Consider the following 21,990-nt stretch of genomic DNA (forward strand, 5'->3'; position numbering starts at 1 on the left):
ACATAAACAAGATATATTACACAATAATATTGCTGTTTTCATTGTGTAGCGCTTGCAGTTGTGCGCTCTTTTGATACACTCGAATCTCCTTTTTATTTTAACGCACCGAGGCGAAGTGACATGAAAGTAGGTCTGGTCGGTTGGCGCGGGATGGTTGGTTCCGTCCTTATGCAACGTATGGTTGAAGAGAATGATTTTGCTCATTTTGAGCCATTCTATTTTTCTACCAGTAATGCAGGTGGTGAAGCCCCTGCTTTTGGTGGTAAGACTGCCCCAGCACTTATGGATGCATCAGACATTAATAGTCTGAAGCAAATGGATGTCATTATTACCTGCCAAGGTGGTGATTATACCTCTGAGGTTTTTCCGAAATTAAAAGCGGAAAACTGGAACGGTTACTGGATTGATGCTGCATCTACATTGCGTATGGATGATGAAGCGATCATTGTGCTTGATCCTGTCAACATGCACGTAATCAAAGACGGCTTAGTCAAAGGCACCAAAACCTTCGTCGGCGGTAACTGTACCGTTTCATTGATGCTAATGAGCATGGGCGCGCTTTACCAAAACAATTTGGTCGAGTGGATGACTGCCATGACGTATCAAGCAGCATCAGGTGCTGGTGCACAAAACATGCGTGAATTGATTTCAGGTATGGGTTATTTATATAACAATACTAAAGATTTGTTAGATGATCCACGTTCACCAATCTTAGATATTGACTCTAAAATCGCAGACTTACAACGTGGTGAAGGCTTCCCTTCTGCAAACTTTGGCGTACCTTTAGCGGGTTCGCTCATTCCTTATATCGACAAACAGTTAGACAACGGTCAGTCGAAAGAAGAATGGAAAGCACAAGTTGAAACCAACAAAATTTTAGGCAATCAACAAATTATCGTACCAATTGATGGTCACTGTGTACGTATTGGTGCCATGCGTTGCCACTCTCAAGCTTTAACATTGAAGTTAAAGAAAGATGTACCATTGGATGAAATTGAAGACATGATTCGTCAATCCAACCCATGGGCAAAAGTGGTTCCAAATACCCGTGAAGCATCGATGACGGATCTTACACCTGTTGCAGTCACTGGTACTTTAACTGTTCCAGTCGGTCGTTTACGTAAACTCAATATGGGTAAAGAATACCTTGGTGCGTTCACTGTTGGCGATCAATTGCTTTGGGGGGCTGCGGAACCTTTACGCCGTATGCTGCGCATCTTAATTGAATATAAAAATGCGTAATTGCTAAAGATTCAAAAATCAAAAGCCGATCTATTGTGATCGGCTTTTTTTATGTATTCTTTATGTTAATATTTTACAACTCTTCAACATCTCGTTAATCTACAACTTCGCAATGCGATACAAAACCGAGCTAAAGATTAAGATGACCGCATATAAAAAATTAAAGATCGCCATTTTAGCCATTATTGCTTCGCAGAATATTCATGCGATTACGATTGATCCTATTCAAATTCAATCTGCACCAGGTGAATTACTCTATGCTGAAATGAATTTCCGTCAAGCTGATCCAAATGCACAAATACAAGCCAGCTTGGCGACAGTCGACGAACTTCTTTCTTTAGGCGTAACACATCAACCACCTGGACATCTTAATTTTTTTACCCGTCGCGATGGTTCGGGTAATGGCGTGATTACCATTACCTCTTCACGTCCACTGACCGAAGCTGAACTTAATGTTATTATTAAAATTAAAGAAGGCAATGCAACGCGATTACAACATATCAAAACGCCACTACAACGTAGCACGGCCAATACTCAAGCACGCACTCAAGGCAATGAAAAGCCTTTAACACCAATCAGCATCGTCAGTGAAAAAGAAATTGCTTTGCAACTCCCTGAAAGCACGCAATATCAAACTAAAAAAGTAGCAGTCATCGCACAACAATCATTTGAAGCACCATTAATGGTGCGCAAGACAGCTCCGCCTAGCCTCAATGCAGCGAGTTCTGCACCCATGCCGATCTCCTCGATGACCATGCTTGCCCCTCAAGCTGTAACCTCAAAGGATGTCGTATCGGTTAAACCCAATACAGTAACAGCACAGCAAAATACGGTAAAAAATCAGCCAAAAGCACCTAACACAATGCTCTCCGCAGACCCATTAGCGAAAAAATATGCAGCATCCCCAACTCCAAAAGGTGCCGAGGCGAAAAAAATAAATAGTCCTGTGGAACAAGCTGCCACCAAAGTTAAAGCAGAATCATCTCCTGCCACACAAAAACCTGTCCCACATCAAAATGCCCCAGCAATAACAGCGCAAAGCACAAAGCATGTGGTGCAATCCAATGAGTCTCTATGGGCAATCGCTTCACGTGTAGCCACTGAGCAAAATCGCCCGATTGGCGAAGTGATGAAACAAATCAAAAGCAATAATGAACATGCTTTTATTCAAGGTGATATCAACCGTTTGCGTCGTGGTGTTGCCTTAAACCTCAACACAGGAAATCCTCAAAAAGAAGAGCAAAAAGTCAGTGTCACTAATGTAATGAATGCATCTTCTAAACAATCGGGTAAAGCCAAATATCGCTTAAATCAAGCGGAAATGAGCTTAGTCGCAGAGAAAGAACAAGATTCAGCCAGCGGTTCTGCTAAGAAGAACACAGAAAGAAATCAAACTTCAAACGAGTTATCATTAAAAGTTATGACATCTCGTAAAAAAACCGTTAAATTACAGAGAAACGTAACACAGTTAGAATTGGCATTGCGTCACAAGGATCACAGAATTCAATTATTGAATACTCGTCTTGCCCAATTGCAACAACAATTGAAAGCACAACAAGTAGAGAAAAAGCCAACACACTAAAGTGTTATACAATTTGATTTTTTTGGATGAGTTTCATTGATAACAACTCAATCCTGTAAGGGGTAACAACATGCTGATTTATGTGATTCCGTTTATATTGTTATTAGTGATCGCAGTTGTCCTAAAAAAGCGTGAAACGGGTAAACAAGCGGAACAAACTTCAACAGCGAAAGCGAAAAAAGTAAGCTCAACCAAAAAGACACCTCAAAAAACTCAAATTGTGTCAGATCCTGTGGTGGAAAAGAAAAAGACCACTGCTTTAGCTGAGGATGTGCGCAATAAAATTGGTACATTAATCAGCGCACACAATTTTTTTGCTGCTGAAGCACAAATTAATCAAGCATTAAATAAAGACAACTCACAGCATGAGCTGTATTTATTATTACTTGATATTCACATCTTACAAAAAGATGAATTTGCAATTAACCAACTGATTAATCATTTACGTTCATTAGAACTAGACGATTTTTTAGAGCAAGCACTGGCTAAAAAAGCGGCCCATGACCACAAAGTGGCAAGCTCTAGAGACACGATTGATTTCAAAATGGAATCATCGTCTCAAACGGCAATTGAACAACCGGCAGTTGAACAAAAAAATACTGCCGATTTCGATGCGCTTATGAGTAATAATTCTGCTGCGCCATCGGTAACGGCAAATGACGTATCTTTTGATCAGCTACAGCAAGAAACACGCCCAAGCCAAAAAGATCACGTTGAAGAAATTAAACCTTTAGATTTCAATACTTTTTCTCTTGATCAAGCGCCTATCACAACCGCAAAAATCGAAGCACCGATCTCAATAGTTGAAGAAATTAAACCTTTAGACTTTAGCAGTTTATCTTTAGACCCTACGCCAACCATTACAGCAAAACCAGAACCAACTCCTGTAGTAGAAGAAATCCAGCCTTTAGATTTCTCTTTTAGTCTAGATACGCCAGCAATAGAACAGTCTGCTCAACCTGCTGAAGTGACTATTCCGTTTGAAGTAGCAGCAGTTGAAGAAAAAGCTGAATTTGATTTTAATTTCTCTCATACAGAAACCGTTGCAGCTGTTGAAGCAAAAACTGTTGCTGAAGAAACTACGCCGAGTTTAGATTTAGAATTTAATCTAGAACCTGCAACGCCAAACGAGCCACTATCTATAGAAACAGCGCCAGCGAAAAGCTCTGGTGTAAGTTTTGATATTAGCAATATCAGTTCATCTGCATCTCAAGCAGACCAAAATGATCCGCTCATGCTCTCCTTCCCTGAACTGATTGATGTGAATGAAATTAGCCTGAATTTAGAGCTTGCAGCGCAATATATTCAATTAGGGGCCTTTGAGTCGGCACATGAGTTATTAATAGAGCATGAAGCTGAATATACCACTGAACAACGCCAACAAGCAGATCAGTTACGCAATCAGATAGCATCTTAAGTTATTTCGCTCTACTATAAAGCAGTCATCATTGACTGCTTTTTTATTATGAAAAAAATAGCCTTAATTTATATGGGGGGAACCTTTGGCTGTATTGGCGAGCCACTCAGCCCAATGCCTGCTAAAGATTTTATTCCCCAGCTACAACGCATTCTTCCGTTACAGCTTGAGATTGAATGTTTTGTTGCACCCAGCATTAAAGACAGTAGCGCCTGTACTGCAACGGACTGGCTTAAACTCATTCAGCTGATTCAAAGCCTACAACTTAAACATTATCAGCATTTTGTCGTGATTCACGGCACAGACACTCTAAGCTATGCCAGCGCAACGCTGGCACACTTTATCAGTCAATCTGCTCATGTGGTATTAACTGGTAGCCAATATCCGTTATTAAATGTCTCTGGTACACAGACCCGCAAATTTACCGATGCTATGGATAACCTGAATTTTGCTCTGGATGCGGTAGTGACCACGCCAGTGGGTGTCTATTTGGCCTTTCAGCACCAACTGCTTCATGCACAAACTGCGCTAAAACAACATACAACGGAATTAAATGCTTTTGCAGGTCAAAATGTCCAAGTAAATTTGGCAACGATTCAGCATAGCTATATCGTGCATGAACATGATATTGAGAAGGCAGCAGAATTCAACTGCCTAAGTTTAATGCTGCAACCGCTAGCAATCGAACAACACATCACGAACTTAAAAAATTTACAGCAACACGCCCCTCATGCGCTGATCTTACAGGGCTTTGGTACAGGTAATTTAGCCGTCAATGCAGAGTTCATCTCTACACTTCAGGCCATTCAAACGCAAGGTTGTGCCATCATTCTCACCACGCAAGTACCTTTTGGCACGATTGATCAACGCTATGCCATCAGTGAGTGGACACAACATGCCAATATCATTGTCAGTGATTGCTTAAGCCATGCAGATCTTTATGCAAAAACACTGAAAATGTATTTACAATATGACCGCGTAGACCAGTGGCATGCCCACTGGCATGATTCAATATAAATAGAGGTAAATATGCAGCGTTTTGCGGTCGGTATTGAGTTTTCTGGGGTTGAGTATCGAGGTTGGCAAACCCAGCAAGCGGGTGTCCGCAGTGTGCAAGAAACCATTGAAACTGTGCTGAGTAAAATTGCCAATGAACCAATCATTATTCAGGGTGCTGGACGAACCGATGCTGGTGTACATGCCACCAATATGGTTGCACATTTTGATACTTCTGCGACTCGTCCACTGCGGGGCTGGCTCATGGGGGCAAATAGCACTTTACCCAAAGACATTGCCATCCAATGGATTAAAGCGGTGGATACGGATTTTCATGCTCGTTTTAAAGCACAATCAAGACGTTACCGTTATGTCATCTACAATTCAGCTAGCCGACCTGCACTGCTTTATCAACAAGTCACCCATGCCTATTACCCACTTGATGTGGATAAAATGATTGAAGCTGCGAAAAAATTTGAAGGAACCCATAACTTTGAAAGCTTTCGTGCCAGCTCTTGTCAATCTAAGCAACCTATACGTCATGTGAGCCATTGCCGTTTAATTCGTCATGGTTGTTATTTAGTGCTCGATATTCAAGCCGATGGTTTTTTACATCATATGGTGCGTAACATCGTGGGATGCTTGCTCGAAGTTGGACAAGGCATGTATGAAACTGACCATATTGACACAATTTTTGCCGCTGAAAACCGTAAAGCAGCAGGGATTACGGCCCCACCCGATGGCTTATATTTTATTCAAGCACATTACCCAGAACAATTTGATTTACCTCAAGTACCCTTAGGCCCACATTGGTTAAATATGCCTGAATAATACAATCCCTCCCAACCTCCCTTTTTTAAGGGAGGAGTTTCCTCTACTTTTTTAAAGATAAGGAACACTATTTCGCAAGAGGGAGGGATTTAATTAACGCTGCTTACGCTTTCGATACTCTACTGGCGTTTCATTGGTCCAACGCTTAAACGCACGATAGAACGTACTCGGTTCTGAAAAACCAGTTAAATACACAATTCGCTCCACACTTTCAGCGGTATTGGCCAATAATTTTTTCGCCAAACGACAACGATAATCCGAAAGAATTTGCTGAAAACTAGTATGCGCCTCACTGAGCTGCGTGCGTAAACGACGTGGCGTAATATTTAAATGGGTGGCAACTGTTTCTAAAGTCGTTTCACCGCTTTCCAAAGTCGAACCAATGGCACGGCGAACCTCACCGACCAAATCATAGCGTGCAAGCTCTTGTAGCTTTTCCAGCGCCAATTGCTCATGTAGTTGTAATAACTCAGGTTCTGCCTGCCACAATTGGTACTCTAAAATGGCTGGGTCAAAATACAAACGGGTTTCTTTTTGCCCCAAACTGACAGGACACTCATAAACCCGAAAATATTCGTCATCAAAAGCCCCCTGACTAAAATTAAAATCGATGTAAATCGGGTTGAAACGACCTTCGGTAATAAATTTAAAGAAACGTAAGATTCCTGACATGGCACATTCAGAAAAATGACGATTGACCAAATGGTCTACCCAAGCCCCTTGTTCACCATTGGTCAGATAGCAACGACCATCCTCAAGCACCAGTTTGGCATGAAATGCATCACTGATCAGCCGTTGATAGGCCAATGCTCGCTTTAGTCCCTCACCAAAGTTTTCACTTGAGATGAATAGATGTTCGATCACCTGTCCACGATATAAAGGCAAGTGTTCACCTAAGTGCAAACCAATATCAGGATCACGACTCACCTCCTCTGCTGCCACCCAAAAGGCATATTGGGCACTGAGCGGAGTACGATCATTGGTTTCGACCTGATTTAAGGCGACACCAGCTTTTGTTAAAATTTCTTCGGTTGGTAAACCCGAACGACGAATCGCTTGGTAACCCAATCGTAAAACAACCGATGCATCAGTTAGCTGACCCACGCCAAGACCTTCCTTGTATGTTCTTCATTTATACTTAAAAAGATTAATTTTAGATTAACTGTGATTGACCGAACTGACAACAGAACAATGCTGTTTTTTGTAGAAAATATTTAAATGTATGGTTCGCTTATTTAACTGACAGATGATCGGGCAACGCCCCATTCCGCCTTGTTTTATGCAAAAAAATTGACTATAATTTGCGCCTTCCCAATTTGATCATCAGGTAGGCTATGGCCAATAAAGAGGAACTCATCGAGTTCGAAGGCGTTGTCACCGAAACGCTTCCTAATACTATGTTCCGTGTGCGTTTAGAAAACGGTCACGAAGTCATTGCTCACATCTCTGGTAAAATGCGCAAACACTATATTCGTATTTTGACTGGCGACAGTGTTAAAGTAGAAATGACTCCTTATGATTTGACCAAGGGTCGTATTACTTATCGTGCACGCTAAGTTTTAGCGCAAGCAAAAGCCACTTTAAAGTGGCTTTTTTTATAATATTCAACACTAAAAATCAATTCAGAGCATTGGTTTTACAGCCAATAGTTTTGCATTCACGCAGACGCTCTCTAAGCCAGTTATTACGCTCTTGCGTGGTACTTAAACGGCATTGCACATCAATCCCTGTATCTGTGGTGCACTGCGCATCGCGTTCACGAATCCACGCCAGCTGAGACTTTTTCAGAATATTTTTTTGGTTGTCCGATAATTTTCCGCGCAAAGCCTGATAATTTTTATTTAATTCTGCATCTGCACTGGCATACAGTTTGTTGGTGCAATAGACATCATCATAGGTATTGCGTGCATTTTCACAGTTATCTGCAAATGCAACGCCAGACAACAAGATGCCACTTAGCAGCAAAATGATTTTTTTCATCTTTATTCCTTTCCACTTTTTTGTATTTTATAAAAATTAATTTTCATAAATAGTTTATGCGAAATACCTGCGATAGGATATTAAAAATTATCATGCTGTTGATCATCTAAAACGGCTAGTCAACATGATGTTTGGCTATTTTATTGAAATAATGACCGTATATCGAATCACAACAATATGATTCAGTAGATCTGCCTACACTGGTTTTATTTGATGTGAGTACAGCTTATGAAGTTTATACTTTCTGTTGGACTCTTTGCTGCCTATTGCATGCTATATGGTTGTGTATCGTCCCCGACAACGAATACCATGCAGCGAGAAGCTTATTTGCAACAATTTATCGGGCAATCCAGTGATCAAATTCGTGCACAACTTGATTTAAGCAGCATAGGCTACCAGCAAGTCAGTCCACCTATCTTAAAAGCAAATACCTTAACTTATATTGCAGCTCGATCCATCAGCATTCCTGTCCCTATGGCGCAAAATCCTGCCATGGGCATTGGTGCAGGAACAAGCGTTCCCATCCCAAGTACGGCTGCACAAAGCTACGATGTCAATTTGAACTGCCGTATCAGCTTTCTCTTGGAACAAAATATTGCCAAAGCGCTACACATGTCAGGACGCACCTGTTAAAAACACGCTCTTGATGCACTTTTGGCAAACTAAATATAAAAAACGCAGCTCTTTGGCTGCGTTTTTCATTTCAAATCTATGGTGAATAAACTTAGTTCAATGCAGCAACCACAGCTTGACCCATTTCAACAGTACCCACTTTGCCCATACCTTCAGACATAATATCTGCCGTACGTAAGCCTTGATCCAGTACATGACCTACAGCATCTTCAATCGCTTGTGCAGCCGCTTCTTCACGGAATGTGTAACGTAGCATCATTGCAACAGAAAGAATCGTTGCGAGTGGATTTGCAATATTTTGACCTGCGATGTCTGGTGCAGAACCATGACAAGGTTCATACATACCTTTACCATTTTCATCCAAAGATGCCGATGGCAACATGCCAATTGAACCTGTCAACATTGCAGCTTCATCAGATAAAATGTCACCGAACAAGTTAGAAGTCACAATCACATCAAATTGTTTCGGTGCACGTACCAATTGCATTGCGGCATTATCCACATACATATGCGACAAGTTAATCTTTGGATATTCGGCTTCTTTCATTGCAGTGACCGTTTGTTTCCAAAGCTCAGTCACTTCTAGAACATTGGCTTTATCTACCGAACACACTTTACCACCACGCAGACCTGCCAATTCAAATGCTACTTTCGCAATACGTCTAATTTCAGATTCTGAATAAATATCAGTGTTATAACCTTGTTTCTCACCATTTTCTAACTCACGAATACCACGTGGTTGACCAAAGTAAATACCACCTGTCAATTCACGTACAATCAGAATGTCTAAGCCAGAGACGATTTCTGGTTTTAAGCTCGAAGCATCTGCCAATTGTGGGTAAAGAATCGCTGGACGCAAGTTAGCAAAAAGGTTGAGTTCACTACGAATTTTTAACAAACCACGTTCTGGACGAATTGAGCGCTCAATGCTGTCCCATTTCGGCCCACCGACAGCACCGAGTAAAATGGCATCTGCTTTTTTTGCTTGTTCAGCTGTTTGTTCAGGATATGGTGCACCATGAACATCAATCGCTGCACCACCCAATAAACCTTGTTCCCAAGTCAAACCTAAATTGAATTTTTCATTTACGCGTGTGAGTACTTGTTCTGCGGCGTTAACAATTTCAGGACCGATGCCATCACCAGCTAAAATCAAAATATGTTTTGACATGAGATTTTCCATTTTCAAAGTCAGTCATTGGACTGATGCAATATTAAATTTTTTGTTCCACAAACTCACCTAAGCCATTTAAGGCATTATAAGGTTTGCAGAAACGTCGAATGGTTTTTTGGTCTTGTTGAAGCTCAACACAGAGTGGATCAGGTGCAGAAACATTCAACAGACTTCCTTGATGCCTCGTTCGGTCACGATACATCTTAAAGGTATAGTTTTTTTGAGCATTAAATTGGTGAAATACATGTAGTGTCTCAGCACGATCTTTCGATATCGGATAAAAACGAATCACCACCTCATGCTGCCCTGCTGGCACGGACAAGAACAAAGAATTCGGTTCTGCCAACAATTTGGGTTGTAAACGAACAATCCCTTGATCAATCGCTTCACGACTCACACGGTGACTTTGAGCATCCACAATCGGCATTTGATCGAAACGCTCAAACTCACATTGTTCTGTTCCAGCACAAAAAATCAACGCATTTAATTTTGTCGACTCTGTCTCTTTCACATTATTAATACGTTTTTTATCCCAGCTTTGGCATGCACTTAAAGATGCAAGCACAAGCCCCAGCACAGCAAGCTGACCGTAAACTTTTGTCATTATTCGAGCCCAACCTCACCAATTAAAACCAACGAGATATTTTTATAGATTCGATATTAACAAGAGTTAAGCTCCGATACTACTATGTCCGAAATTTCAAACAATTAACCACGAATTTCCGCAAAGACCCAAGGGCGTGATTGCTTGGTTTTTTCTTCAAATGCACGAATATCATCCGCAACTTGAAGGGTTAAGCCAATATCATCCAAGCCATTCAATAAACAATGCTTACGAAATGGATCCACTTCAAATTTGAAAACTTCGCCTTGAGGTGTACGAACTTCCTGTGTTTCAAGATCGATGGTTAATTGATAACCCTCACTTGCAGCACATTCTTTAAAGAGTTGATCCACAATGTCTTCTGCTAAAATCACAGGCAACATACCGTTTTTAAAGCTGTTATTAAAGAAAATATCAGCATAGCTTGGGGCAATCACGGTACGAAAGCCGTACTCTTCTAAAGCCCAAGGTGCATGTTCACGACTTGAACCACAGCCAAAGTTGGCACGTGTAATCAAAACGGATGCACCTTGATAACGTGGTTGGTTCAAAACAAATTCAGGATTTTTTGGACGAATTGAATTATCTTGACCCGGATAACCTTCATCTAAATAGCGTAATTCATCAAATAAGTTATCCCCAAAACCAGTGCGTTTGATGGACTTCAAAAACTGTTTTGGAATAATTAAATCTGTATCAACATTGGCACGGTCTAAAGGTGCAACAATACCTTGTTCAACGGTATATTTTTTCATAATTTGCTCCTAGTCCCAATTAGAATGAACGAACATCGACGAAATGACCGGCTATCGCTGCCGCTGCTGCCATAGCTGGACTGACCAAATGGGTACGACCTCCATTGCCCTGACGACCTTCAAAGTTACGGTTAGAGGTCGATGCACAATGCTCCCCCGGTTGTAATTTGTCTGCATTCATCGCCAAACACATTGAACAGCCCGGCTCACGCCATTCAAAACCTGCTTCAACAAAGATTTTATCTAAACCTTCTGCTTCTGCTTGTTGCTTCACTAAGCCTGAACCCGGAACCACCATTGCCTGTTTAATTGAACCTGCAACTTTACGCCCTTGAATCACTTCAGCGGCAGCACGAATATCTTCAATACGCGAGTTGGTACATGAACCAATAAATACACGGTCTAATTGAATGTCAGCCAACGCTTGACCGGCATTTAAACCCATATATTGATAAGCACGTGTCCAATCATTACGTTGTACATCATCTTTGGCTTGTTCTAAAGTCGGTACGGCTTGTGAAACAGGAATGACCATTTCAGGTGAGGTTCCCCAAGACACTTGCGGCTCAATTTCTTCACCTTGCAACACTACAACGGTATCAAAATACGCATCTTCATCAGAATGTAAAGTATTCCAATATTCAACCGCGGCATCCCATTGTTCACCTTTTGGTGCGTAGTTACGACCTTGCACATATTCAATGGTTTTGTCATCGACAGCGACCATACCAACACGCGCACCCGCTTCAATCGCCATGTTACATACGGTCATACGACCTTCAATTGACATATCACGGAACACTTGACCACCGAATTCAATCGCATGACCTGTACCGCCCGCAGTGCCGATTTTACCAATAATGGCTAAAACCACGTCTTTTGATGTTACGCCTTGACCTAAAACACCATCAACACGAACCAACATGTTTTTCATTTTCTTTTGCACTAAGCACTGAGTTGCTAAAACATGTTCAACTTCAGATGTGCCGATACCATGTGCCAAACAGCCAAATGCACCATGTGTTGCAGTGTGCGAGTCGCCACAAACCACGGTCATGCCCGGCAAAGTTAAGCCTTGTTCAGGGCCAACCACATGGGCAATCCCTTGGCGAATATCATTGATCTTAAATTCAACAATATTAAAAGCATCGCAGTTGTCATCTAAAGTTTGCACTTGGATACGTGAAGTTTCATCTTCAATCCCTGCAATCCCTTGATCACGTTCAGCTTTTGAAGTCGGTACATTATGGTCAGGAGTCGCAACATTGGCACTTAAACGCCAAGGTTTACGACCTGCAAGCTGTAAACCCTCAAAAGCTTGCGGTGAAGTAACTTCATGTAATAAATGACGGTCGATGTAAAGTAAGGCTGAACCATCATCTCGTTGTTTTACTAAATGGTCATCCCACAATTTGTCATACAAAGTCTTTGCTTTTTGGGTATTGCCTGCCATGTCGACGTGCTCCATAGAACTGGGTAATGCTTTTATTAACTTCGATTATAACCACGTATTTACATAAATCTAATTTATCATTTTTATTAGTTTGAAAACTTTTTGGAATTAATTTTTTAACAGATCAAAACCACTTATGCTGACCATATTTCATATCGGCAGGTTTAAACCAACCCTTTATTTCCAGACCATCTGATTGGAGTAATCCAAATCAATTTATCGCTTGAGCCAACAATCCAGATTGAATAAAGCACAGCAACATCTCAACCTTCTTATTTGTATTCAAAAGGCTGGATAATTTTTCAGCTGTCTCTTGCCACGCTTGTCGATGGTTAGAAATAAAATTATGTAGATGGGTCTGCTTTACTCTCGAGCAGTTCCTCAATCGCCTTAATTAATTCCGCTTTTGCTGCACTACATTCAGCCGCAGCTCGATTTTCATCATTTTCATCATCGGCAAGCTCATAAACCGCAGTACGTTTTTCTACGGCTTCCTCAAACAAATCGAGGAGATATTTTATATGTTTAATATGCATAACTTACATCCTTTAAGAATAGATCAAGAGTTGATACTTTTTTTAGATTGATTGATTTTTAGATTAACTGGCTTTTAATTCAAAAAACCGATTTAAATATACAAAATGTTCGCTTTTACAAATCAAATAAGACTGATTATCCTTTAATCATATCCCGAAGATAAAGCTTGAGAAATCCCCCTATGGCACATATTCAAAAATTTGTTACTTACAACCAGAAAACCTTAAAGAAGACCTGTAGTTATTACATTATGCACATAGGCATTGCACTGTTGGTTGGCTATTTTGTCACGGGCAGTATCTGGATGGCATTAACGCTGAGTTTACTTGAACCGACCATTCAGGCGATTGCATTTTTCTTTCATGAAAAAGTTTGGGAAAAAAATGCCTCAAACTTGCAAAAAAGCCAGAACATGACGGTCTAGAATATTAAACATATTGTAGGTTCAAGCTTAATTCTTTCCACAAATCACTTTACTACTATGAAGTGATTTGTGATTTTTACCTCGTGCATTCACATCTTCATACATTTTTTAGCTTTGATTTTTATTCTGGCATTCACTTTTGGTATAAAAATATTTTATACTTATTTTGATATTTCATAACCAGACTACTCATATGAATCTTGCTGCTTTTGAAGCTTTTGTTAAAGTTATGGAAACAGGCTCTATTTCTATGGCTGCCGATCTGTTGTTTATTACCCAACCTGCAGTCACTAAACGAATTCATAGTTTAGAAGAATATTTTGGTGTAAAGCTGTTTGAGTCTGCGGGTCGCGGTGTTCAAGCCACTCATGCCGCCCACTCCCTACTGCCCAAAGTAAAAAACTGGCTCAATGAACTGGGGGATATTCATCACACCCTCAGTCATGAACAAGGGCAAGTTCAAGGTAAGCTTAAAATAGGCACCAGCCATCATATTGGTTTACATCATTTACCCAATCACCTACGCAATTATGTTCAAGCCTTTCCAGAGGTCACTTTAGATGTGCATTTTGTTGATTCTGAGCAAGCCCATGAAAAAGTACTTGCGGGTGACTTAGAGTTGGCATTTTTGACCCTACCGCCTCAAGGCGACGCTCGTCTGAGTTATGTGAACATTTGGGATGATCCTTTGGTTTTTGTCGCTGCATCCTTTCATCCTCTAGCCAATCAAAAAAATTTACAACTTGAAGATTTAATTCGATATCCAAGTTTATTACCTGCTGCACAGACGTATACCAGTCAAATCACTTTGGCTGAATTTGAAAAACGTGGTTTAAAACCGAAAGTCAGCATGAGTAACAACCCACTCGAATCGATTCGCATGTTAGCCTCGATTGGTCTGGGTTGGTCCGTTTTGCCAAAGACTTTAATCAATCAAGATTTACAACAACTGGATATTAATTTTGAAATGCACCGTCAATTGGGTATGGTTTGGCACCCTGGACGCAGCCAATCTAAGGCCGTTTTAGAGCTAATTGAAATGATGAAAATCAAGGGTTAAAGCCTAGCGGGAGAGAAAAGTTTCATCTCTTTCAATCCCGCATCTGCATCTATTTAATCTATCTTAACGATTGGTTGATTCTTCATGTAAGGATTCATTGAGCTGATCAACAACAATCGCCCATTCACCATCGGACTTTAATTTTTCAGCTAAAAACTGGTGCTGCGCATCTGACCAATAATCCGCTTCAGTAATTTTGGTATGTGCACTTAATTGATGGGTCGCAATAAAAAGTTCAATCGCGTCCTCAGTGGCCTCTAAGCCTAATTGTTCAAATAAATGAGTCATTCTTGGGCGTACAGCGCTCATTTTTTCTCCATCCATTTTAATTCTTATGCATAACATAGCAGCTTCATGTTAAAAATGAAGGACAAAAATGTAAGGATTTTATACACATAAATAAAAATACAGCACTTAAAAGTGCTGTATTTTCAATATCATTTTAAAAATGCTATGCATACATCATATCGACCAATCTTGAATATCCCAACCTTGTTCTTTCGCCAGTACAACCAAGCGATCATCAGGATTTACTGCAATGGCATGATCGGCATAGTCCAACAGAAAACGGTCATTGATTGAATCTGAATATGCCCATGATTCCTCAACATTTCTGCCTTGTAGCCATTGTTCTAAACGTGCTAATTTGCCTTTCTGATAACAGGCGATATTAATGACTTTACCTGTATATTGACCATCAATCACTTCTGCATTGGTGGCAATCGTTTCAGTAATGCCAAACTCATGAAAAATCGGTGTGGTAATAAAATCGGAGGTTGCGGTGATGCCCACCAATTCATGTCCAGCATCACGATGTTTTTCAATGGCAGCAAAACCTTCAGGACGCATTTGTGGACGAATCACTTTTTTCATGAATAACTCATGTAAGTCATGCAAATAATCATGGTCATGTTGGGTTAAAAACTCGAACACAAATTCGTTATACGCAATCGGATCCAGTTGACCGGCTTTATAGTCTTCATAAAACTGGTCATTCATTTGACGATGTCGAGTTGGATCAACCAAACCTTCATTCACTAAAAACTCACCCCATGAATAATCTGAATCGGTGTTTAACAAGGTGTGATCGAGGTCAAATAAAGCCAATTTCATGAAAATACTCGTAAAAACTGAAATTTAAGAAAAATTTTGTAAATCTATCTCCGCTAGTCGATAGAAATTCGTTAAGATCATAGCAATTTTTAACATTTAAGCTGTGCTTTTTTTCGAGATGGATGTAGAAATAACAATCCCCGAAACTAAAGCCACACATTAAAAGCAGATTTAGGTAGCCAAATGATCGACTCAGAAGGTTTCCGACCGAATGTCGGGATCATTTTGGCAAACGACATTGGACAAGTTTTATGGGCAAAACGCATTGGACACAATGCTTGGCAATTTCCACAAGGAGGGATCCAGTATGGAGAAACCCCTGAACAGGCACTTTATCGTGAACTGAGAGAAGAAATTGGCCTCTTGCCCGAACATGTTCAAATTGTAGCGCAAACAAAAGGTTGGCTACGGTATCGTTTGCCTCAACGGTATATACGCTCGGATTCAGACCCCGTGTGTATTGGGCAAAAACAAAAGTGGTTTTTACTTAAACTGACAGCTTCAGCCAAGAACATTCAGCTGAATTTGTCTGACCCACCAGAGTTTGACCAATGGCAATGGGTAAGTTATTGGTATCCATTAGGACAAGTCGTGAATTTTAAACGCGATGTATACCGAAAAGCGATGGTGGAACTGTGTGATCAGTTGCCATCAATATAAACATAAAAAATCGTATGGAAATGCAGATTTTTTAGCAACATATTGTTATAAATAAAATAGATTTAAACTTTTTTTTGGAGCAGATTTTATGTCGAATATGCAGCTGGACACCTTAAGACGTATTGTACAAGAAATCAATGCGTCCACCAGTTTGCATGAATCACTCGACATTATGGTCAACCAAGTGGCCGAAGCCATGCATGTCGATGTTTGCTCCATTTACCTACTCGATGAACGTAATCAACGCTATTTACTGATGGCTTCTAAAGGTTTAAACCCTGAAGCTGTCGGACACGTTTCACTGCATACGGGTGAAGGCTTAGTCGGGTTGGTGGGACAGCGTGAAGAAATTGTCAATTTAGACAATGCGCCTAAACATGAACGCTTTTTATATCTGCCTGAAACAGGTGAAGAGATTTATAACTCTTTTCTCGGTGTTCCCGTCATGTATCGCCGTAAGGTGATGGGTGTTTTAGTTGTTCAAAATAAAGAACCGCATGACTTTAGTGAAGCAGCCGAATCTTTTCTCGTGACCTTATGCGCACAGCTTTCGGGTGTAATTGCACATGCACATGCCGTCGGCAATATTGATGTATTCCGTAAACCCAACAGCCTACCTGCGTATAAAACCTTCCAAGGGATTTCAGGTTCTGGCGGGATTGCTTTGGGTCGTGCTGTCATTTTATATCCACCTGCCGATTTAGCCTCAGTTCCTGACCGTGAAGCCGATGACATTAGTGAAGAGCTTGAGCTGCTCGATCATGCTATTGATTCCGTGCGTCAAGAAATTCAATCGCTTGATGACAAAATGCAAGATGCCTTAATGGCAGAAGAACGTGCATTGTTTAGTGTGTTCTTACGCATGCTTGATGCAAATGCGCTACCTGCTGAAATTAAAGCTGAAATTCGCGACGGCAATTGGGCACAAGGTGCTGTTCGTATTGTGATTGACACCCATATTGCGCTATTTGCACAAATGGAAGATGACTATTTGCGTGAACGTGTCTCAGATCTGAAAGATTTGGGTCGTCGTATTTTAGCGTTCTTACAAGAAGCGGATGCCAGTCACCGCGAACTGACCGATGAAAGTATTTTGATTGGTGAGGAAATTTCCACTGCCGCTTTGGTTGAATTACCTGTCGATAAAATTGCCGCGATTGTCACCACTGAAGGTGCCATGAATTCACATATGGTGATTGTGGCACGTGCACTCGGTATTCCAACCGTGGTCGGTGTAACGGAACTGCCCATCAATACGCTTGATGATGTCGAGATGATTGTCGATGCACATCAAGGTCGGATCTTTATTAATCCACCACGTCGCTTGCGTACCCGCTATAAAGAAATTCAAAAAGAAGAAGAACAAATTGCCAAAGATTTAAAGCAATATGAAACCAAGGATTCCATTACCCCCGATGGCGTTACCGTCAAATTATACGTCAATACGGGTCTGATGATTGATGTGGTACGTGGCGTACAACGGGGGGCTAAAGGCGTCGGTTTATATCGCTCTGAAATTCCCTTTATGCTGCGTGATCGTTTCCCTGGTGAAGAAGAACAACGCGCCATTTATCGTCAACAGCTCAGCCACTTTGCCAATAAACCTGTGGTAATGCGCACCCTTGATATTGGTGCAGATAAAGATCTGCCCTATTTTTCGATTGAAGAAGATAATTCCGCTTTAGGCTGGCGTGGGATTCGATTTACACTGGATCATCCTGAAATTTTCTCATCGCAAATTCGTGCCATGCTCAAAGCCAGTATTGGCTTAAATAACTTGCATATCTTGTTGCCGATGGTCACCAGTGTCAGCGAAGTTGAAGAAGCCTTGTATTTGCTTGAGCGTGATTGGATGGCGGTTCAAGAAGAAGAACAAGTCAAAATCACCAAACCGAAAATAGGGATCATGGTCGAAGTCCCGAGTGTATTATTACAAATTGAAGAATTTTCTGAATTGGTTGATTTTTTCTCGGTTGGTTCGAACGACTTAACCCAATATTTGCTGGCAGTTGACCGTAACAATCCTCGTGTCGCCAATGTGTATTCACACTTTCACCCAGCGGTGCTGCGTGCTTTAACCCGTTTGGTCAAAGAATGTCATAAGTACGATAAACCCATCAGTATTTGTGGTGAAATGGCAGGAGATCCTTTGGCTGCAATCTTATTGATGGCAATGGGATTTAATACCCTTTCAATGAGTTCCAGTAATATTTTACGGGTACGCAAAGCGATTTGCCATGTCCCGATGACAGATGCACTGGTTCAACTCGAACATGTATTAAAAATGGATAACCCATTAATCGTGAAAAGTTGGATGGAATATTATTTTAAGACGCATGGTTTGGGTGATATGGTGAAATCTGCAACACGTATTGTCAGTGCTTAAGCCACGTTAAATCCGAAAACAGCACAGAAAGAAAAAGGGAGATAATCATTCGAATATCTCCCTTTTTTGTGCTTGCTATAGCCACGTTTTGCATTTTTCTTTCGGTCTGTAAACACTTGGCTTTGATTGACTTCATGCATGTGTTTTGCTACAAAGTTGTGAATCACAATTTCTAGCTTTTTCTTTTGTTTCGCCATTTCATTCACCTATTTGGCTAAGATGTTCTGGTACTTTGCCACATGAGATGTGGCAAAGTGATGATACGCTTTCTTGTACATTTTACAAGCAAATTATACCGATGGATGGCTCGTTTTAAGCCTTTTCTTCATCTGTTTTGAATAGAAAAACACCCCGACTCCGCAAGAGAAAGACGTGATATATTTTACTCATTTAAAAAGCTCCCGAATTCCTCTCTGTGGGAGAGGAAATCTACAGAGATGACTATATTCAAGCGGCAAAAGCCCTCGCCAGCAAGCGTTCTACATCTACATGCTGAGGATTTAACATGCCCACCACACGCCCATGAAAGCCACTATAACGCGACTGAATAAAAGCAGTGGATACAAAATCTGGTGCATATTTTTTTAATAGCACCGCCTGAGCCAAAATCACTAAACGACTGACCAAGCTTCGCGCCATAAACTGTAAGTCCTCAGGTGATTGCTGGAGCAATTTAAACAGCGACTGCAATTCATCTTTCAATGTTTCATCCTGCATGGCTGTCGAAGCTAGATTTTTAAACAAGACTTCTAGCGATTCAGGATCACGCCCAATCGCACGCAGTACATCAAGACACATAACATTGCCTGAACCTTCCCAAATGGTATTGACTGGCGCTTCTTTAAAAATACGCGCCATGATGCCATTGTCGACATAGCCATTGCCGCCAAAAATCTCCATCGCCTCACCACTGAGTTCCACGGTACGTTTACAAATCCAAAATTTAGCGGCTGGTGTCATCACACGTTTCCATGCTTGAGAAACCTCATCATCGGACTCATAACACTGCGCCAAATAGAAACTTAATTGCATGGCGGCTTCGGTTTCTAAGGCTAAATCGGCCAGTACCGCTTGCATCAAAGGCTGTTGCGCTAAATGTTTACCAAAAGCTTTGCGCTGACGGGTATAAGCAATACATTGTACTAAAGCTTGCCGCAGCATTGCAGTACTGCCCACAGAGCAAGTCAAACGGGTGTAATTTGCCATTTCAATGATGGTCGGAATGCCGCGTCCTGCTTCTCCAATCATGATGCCCCAAGCATCCTGAAATTCAACTTCAGAACTGGAGTTGCTTCGATTCCCGACTTTATCTTTAAGACGTTGAATATAAATATTGTTCTTCATTCCATCATCCAACCAACGTGGCACATAGAAACAGGCCAAGCCATCTTGTTCCGTTTTAGCCACCACCAAATGGGCATCCGACATCGGTGCAGAGAAAAACCATTTATGCCCTGTGAGTAAATAAGCTTTGCCACGTCCTGACTCTGCGACTGGCACAGCAAGGGTTTCATTGGCCCGAACATCAGAACCGCCCTGCTTTTCGGTCATGCCCATACCGAGCCAAATCGATTTTTTCTGGCTGATTGGCACATCACGTTCATCGTATTCAGTCGAAAGTAATTGATCGCCTATTTTTGCCCACAGTTCAGGTTCTCGCTGAATCAGCGGAATACTGCCCAAAGTCATCGAGTTTGGGCACAAGTTGCCGCATTCGACCTGCCCTGCCAAATAAAAACGGGCTGCCCACTCGACCCATTTTGAAGATGAATTGGGATGATTAAACGGATGAGCATGGGTATCAAACTGCCGATTTAATGCCATCCATTTATGCCAAGCAGGATGAAATTCGATAAAGTCTTTACGGCGTCCTCGCGCATCAAAGGCATGTAAAATGGGGGTATGTTTATTGGCTAAATCCGCATATTGGTAATATTCACTTGAACCCACCTGCTGCCCAAATTCAGCCAAAGTTGTTTGATCTTGACTGCCGTAACGCAACAAAATTTCTTGTAAAACCGTATCGGTTTCAAATAGGTTGTAATTTTCCAGTTCATCAAACTGGTTGCTAATTTGATGGCTCATCCATGCATTGATCATACAAACTTCACTCTTGTTCTTATTCCATTTTCATATCAGTATAAAGAAAATTTCACAGTTACATGTTCAGCTTATGCAATGAAGAATCCGAAGGTTCAAGTCCGCCGTAAACCCCGCCAATCCAGAGCTAAGTTGACACAAGAAGCCTTACAAGAAAGTTTTGTTCAGCTTTTGCATGAGCGCCATGCGCATAAAATTACCATTCGGGAAATTACCGATGTAGCGGGTGTCGGTTTAGGGACGTTTTATGAATATTTTTCTAAAAAGGAAGATTTGGTTGCATTGACCATTCATCAGCATGTGAAAAGTAATGCGGAAATGCTAAAAAGTTATGCACAAAGCCTGATAGATTTATCCACAAAATTAAGTTTTGAGGACTATTTACAGCAGATTATTCACTTTCAGCTTGAGCAAATTCAAGCTCAGCAGTTTTTATGGGCACAGACTTTTTTACTCGAACGACAGGTTTCAAACATTGAAAGTTATCAAAAGAGTTATGCCATGATGGTGCAAATGTGGCACAACATCCTTGAGCCTTATGTTGATGATAAAGTGCAACTCCAGCAAATGAGTTTAAATGTGCAACGCGTGTGTTATGGATTTGTGTCGCAGACTTTATTGGTCGAGCCAGAGTTTGGGGAGTGGGAAAAATTAGAAAGAGATATAATCCAGAACATAAATTTGATTAAAAAATGCGTACAAACTTCTTGAATAAAAAATAATCGAACAGATATAAGTCTGATTAATATTTTTTAAGAGAAACATATGAAATTTAAGCAGAAATCTTTTCGAAAAATCCCTGACATCTTAGCCCATCTAAAGGGTCAATTTTTACTAGGCATCCAAATAACTCAACTTTCATCCGTTCAAATTGAAAAAATCTCAGATAGAAGCACATGGGATAATGGGGATTCTTTTTTACCAAATAGAGTTGGTAGGTTTTCAAGAGTCAATGCTGATGGGAAAGAAGTAATTCGAAGAGATAAACTCAAATAAACTATAAGCCGAGAATATTACTATACCCGTTATGAGCTTCATGGACG

Annotated in this window: 24 protein-coding genes; 13 read left to right on the forward strand and 11 right to left on the reverse strand. The window is 40.9% G+C overall.

What is annotated here, in order from left to right:
* Window positions 1-120: 120 nt before the first annotated feature.
* The 5 genes from asd to truA all read left to right on the forward strand — a co-directional run bounded on the left by asd (window position 121) and on the right by truA (window position 6,068).
* Entirely contained in the window at window positions 121-1,242 is a 1,122-nt protein-coding gene (asd, locus tag B9T30_RS03760; protein ID WP_086183836.1) for an aspartate-semialdehyde dehydrogenase, read from the forward strand.
* Between the two features lie 142 nt (window positions 1,243-1,384).
* The gene (locus tag B9T30_RS03765; RefSeq protein WP_086183837.1) at window positions 1,385-2,824 is read left to right on the forward strand and encodes a hypothetical protein; all 1,440 of its coding nucleotides are present in this window, start codon (window positions 1,385-1,387) and stop codon (window positions 2,822-2,824) included.
* Between the two features lie 70 nt (window positions 2,825-2,894).
* The gene (locus B9T30_RS03770) at window positions 2,895-4,241 is read left to right on the forward strand and encodes a hypothetical protein (protein WP_086183838.1); all 1,347 of its coding nucleotides are present in this window, start codon (window positions 2,895-2,897) and stop codon (window positions 4,239-4,241) included.
* A 48-nt stretch (window positions 4,242-4,289) separates the two neighbouring features.
* Window positions 4,290-5,258 carry an asparaginase gene (locus tag B9T30_RS03775; RefSeq protein ID WP_086183839.1) on the forward strand — a complete coding sequence of 323 codons (969 nt, stop codon included), beginning with the start codon at window positions 4,290-4,292 and terminating at the stop codon, window positions 5,256-5,258.
* A gap of 12 nt (window positions 5,259-5,270) precedes the next feature.
* Window positions 5,271-6,068: a tRNA pseudouridine(38-40) synthase TruA gene (truA, locus tag B9T30_RS03780; protein ID WP_086183840.1), complete on the forward strand. Its 798-nt coding sequence runs from the start codon at window positions 5,271-5,273 to the stop codon at window positions 6,066-6,068.
* 93 nt (window positions 6,069-6,161) lie between these two features.
* On the opposite strand, the gene B9T30_RS03785 is transcribed toward truA, so the two are convergent.
* Window positions 6,162-7,172 carry an AraC family transcriptional regulator gene (locus B9T30_RS03785; protein WP_086183841.1) on the reverse strand — a complete coding sequence of 337 codons (1,011 nt, stop codon included), beginning with the start codon at window positions 7,170-7,172 and terminating at the stop codon, window positions 6,162-6,164.
* A gap of 230 nt (window positions 7,173-7,402) precedes the next feature.
* Here B9T30_RS03785 and infA point away from each other — a divergent pair, with 230 nt between their 5' ends.
* Window positions 7,403-7,624: a translation initiation factor IF-1 gene (infA, locus tag B9T30_RS03790; RefSeq protein WP_001284370.1), complete on the forward strand. Its 222-nt coding sequence runs from the start codon at window positions 7,403-7,405 to the stop codon at window positions 7,622-7,624.
* A gap of 61 nt (window positions 7,625-7,685) precedes the next feature.
* Here infA and B9T30_RS03795 read toward each other — a convergent pair whose 3' ends face one another.
* On the reverse strand, window positions 7,686-8,048 hold the full coding sequence (locus B9T30_RS03795; protein ID WP_086183842.1) for a lysozyme inhibitor LprI family protein: 363 nt from the start codon (window positions 8,046-8,048) through the stop codon (window positions 7,686-7,688).
* Between the two features lie 228 nt (window positions 8,049-8,276).
* Between B9T30_RS03795 and B9T30_RS03800 the strand changes: the two genes are divergently transcribed.
* Window positions 8,277-8,681, forward strand: coding sequence for a hypothetical protein (locus B9T30_RS03800; RefSeq protein WP_086183843.1), 405 nt, complete (start codon window positions 8,277-8,279; stop codon window positions 8,679-8,681).
* Between the two features lie 91 nt (window positions 8,682-8,772).
* On the opposite strand, the gene leuB is transcribed toward B9T30_RS03800, so the two are convergent.
* The 5 genes from leuB to B9T30_RS03825 form a co-directional block, all read right to left on the reverse strand.
* The gene (gene leuB, locus B9T30_RS03805; protein ID WP_086183844.1) at window positions 8,773-9,852 is read right to left on the reverse strand and encodes a 3-isopropylmalate dehydrogenase; all 1,080 of its coding nucleotides are present in this window, start codon (window positions 9,850-9,852) and stop codon (window positions 8,773-8,775) included.
* Window positions 9,853-9,895: 43 nt separating this feature from the next.
* Complete coding sequence (locus B9T30_RS03810; protein WP_086183845.1) at window positions 9,896-10,459, reverse strand: hypothetical protein; 564 nt, start codon at window positions 10,457-10,459, stop codon at window positions 9,896-9,898.
* 104 nt (window positions 10,460-10,563) lie between these two features.
* Entirely contained in the window at window positions 10,564-11,214 is a 651-nt protein-coding gene (gene leuD, locus B9T30_RS03815) for a 3-isopropylmalate dehydratase small subunit (RefSeq protein WP_086183846.1), read from the reverse strand.
* Between the two features lie 19 nt (window positions 11,215-11,233).
* Window positions 11,234-12,667, reverse strand: a complete 1,434-nt coding sequence (gene leuC / locus B9T30_RS03820) for a 3-isopropylmalate dehydratase large subunit (RefSeq protein WP_086183847.1) — start codon at window positions 12,665-12,667, stop codon at window positions 11,234-11,236.
* 344 nt (window positions 12,668-13,011) lie between these two features.
* Window positions 13,012-13,203, reverse strand: a complete 192-nt coding sequence (locus B9T30_RS03825; RefSeq protein WP_086183848.1) for a hypothetical protein — start codon at window positions 13,201-13,203, stop codon at window positions 13,012-13,014.
* Window positions 13,204-13,385: 182 nt separating this feature from the next.
* On the opposite strand from B9T30_RS03825, the gene B9T30_RS03830 reads away from it, so the two are divergent.
* Window positions 13,386-13,628: a DUF2061 domain-containing protein gene (locus B9T30_RS03830; RefSeq protein WP_086183849.1), complete on the forward strand. Its 243-nt coding sequence runs from the start codon at window positions 13,386-13,388 to the stop codon at window positions 13,626-13,628.
* Between the two features lie 193 nt (window positions 13,629-13,821).
* Window positions 13,822-14,688 (forward strand): LysR family transcriptional regulator, encoded by an 867-nt coding sequence (locus B9T30_RS03835; protein ID WP_086183850.1) that lies wholly within the window; start codon window positions 13,822-13,824, stop codon window positions 14,686-14,688.
* Window positions 14,689-14,751: 63 nt separating this feature from the next.
* On the opposite strand, the gene B9T30_RS03840 is transcribed toward B9T30_RS03835, so the two are convergent.
* Together B9T30_RS03840 and B9T30_RS03845 are read right to left on the reverse strand one after the other, a co-directional pair.
* A complete protein-coding gene (locus tag B9T30_RS03840; RefSeq protein ID WP_086183851.1) occupies window positions 14,752-14,997 on the reverse strand; it encodes a DUF2789 family protein in 246 nt (81 codons plus the stop codon).
* Between the two features lie 153 nt (window positions 14,998-15,150).
* Window positions 15,151-15,801 (reverse strand): HAD family hydrolase, encoded by a 651-nt coding sequence (locus B9T30_RS03845; protein WP_086183852.1) that lies wholly within the window; start codon window positions 15,799-15,801, stop codon window positions 15,151-15,153.
* A gap of 183 nt (window positions 15,802-15,984) precedes the next feature.
* On the opposite strand from B9T30_RS03845, the gene B9T30_RS03850 reads away from it, so the two are divergent.
* Both B9T30_RS03850 and ptsP read left to right on the forward strand, forming a co-directional pair.
* Window positions 15,985-16,461, forward strand: a complete 477-nt coding sequence (locus B9T30_RS03850; RefSeq protein ID WP_086183853.1) for an RNA pyrophosphohydrolase — start codon at window positions 15,985-15,987, stop codon at window positions 16,459-16,461.
* An 88-nt stretch (window positions 16,462-16,549) separates the two neighbouring features.
* Window positions 16,550-18,847 (forward strand): phosphoenolpyruvate--protein phosphotransferase, encoded by a 2,298-nt coding sequence (gene ptsP / locus B9T30_RS03855; RefSeq protein ID WP_086183854.1) that lies wholly within the window; start codon window positions 16,550-16,552, stop codon window positions 18,845-18,847.
* On the opposite strand, the gene B9T30_RS03860 is transcribed toward ptsP, so the two are convergent.
* Window positions 18,844-19,044 carry a hypothetical protein gene (locus B9T30_RS03860; RefSeq protein WP_086183855.1) on the reverse strand — a complete coding sequence of 67 codons (201 nt, stop codon included), beginning with the start codon at window positions 19,042-19,044 and terminating at the stop codon, window positions 18,844-18,846. The two genes, ptsP and B9T30_RS03860, sit on opposite strands and share 4 nt — an antisense overlap.
* A 250-nt stretch (window positions 19,045-19,294) precedes the next feature.
* Window positions 19,295-20,947 (reverse strand): acyl-CoA dehydrogenase family protein, encoded by a 1,653-nt coding sequence (locus B9T30_RS03865; protein WP_086183856.1) that lies wholly within the window; start codon window positions 20,945-20,947, stop codon window positions 19,295-19,297.
* A gap of 78 nt (window positions 20,948-21,025) precedes the next feature.
* Between B9T30_RS03865 and B9T30_RS03870 the strand changes: the two genes are divergently transcribed.
* Both B9T30_RS03870 and B9T30_RS16635 read left to right on the forward strand, forming a co-directional pair.
* Window positions 21,026-21,658 (forward strand): TetR/AcrR family transcriptional regulator, encoded by a 633-nt coding sequence (locus tag B9T30_RS03870; protein WP_086183997.1) that lies wholly within the window; start codon window positions 21,026-21,028, stop codon window positions 21,656-21,658.
* Window positions 21,659-21,712: 54 nt separating this feature from the next.
* Window positions 21,713-21,943, forward strand: a complete 231-nt coding sequence (locus B9T30_RS16635) for a hypothetical protein (protein ID WP_227518939.1) — start codon at window positions 21,713-21,715, stop codon at window positions 21,941-21,943.
* Window positions 21,944-21,990: the final 47 nt, after the last annotated feature.

Source organism: Acinetobacter sp. ANC 4973 (assembly GCF_002135275.1).
Classification (GTDB): Bacteria; Pseudomonadota; Gammaproteobacteria; order Pseudomonadales; family Moraxellaceae; genus Acinetobacter; species Acinetobacter kyonggiensis.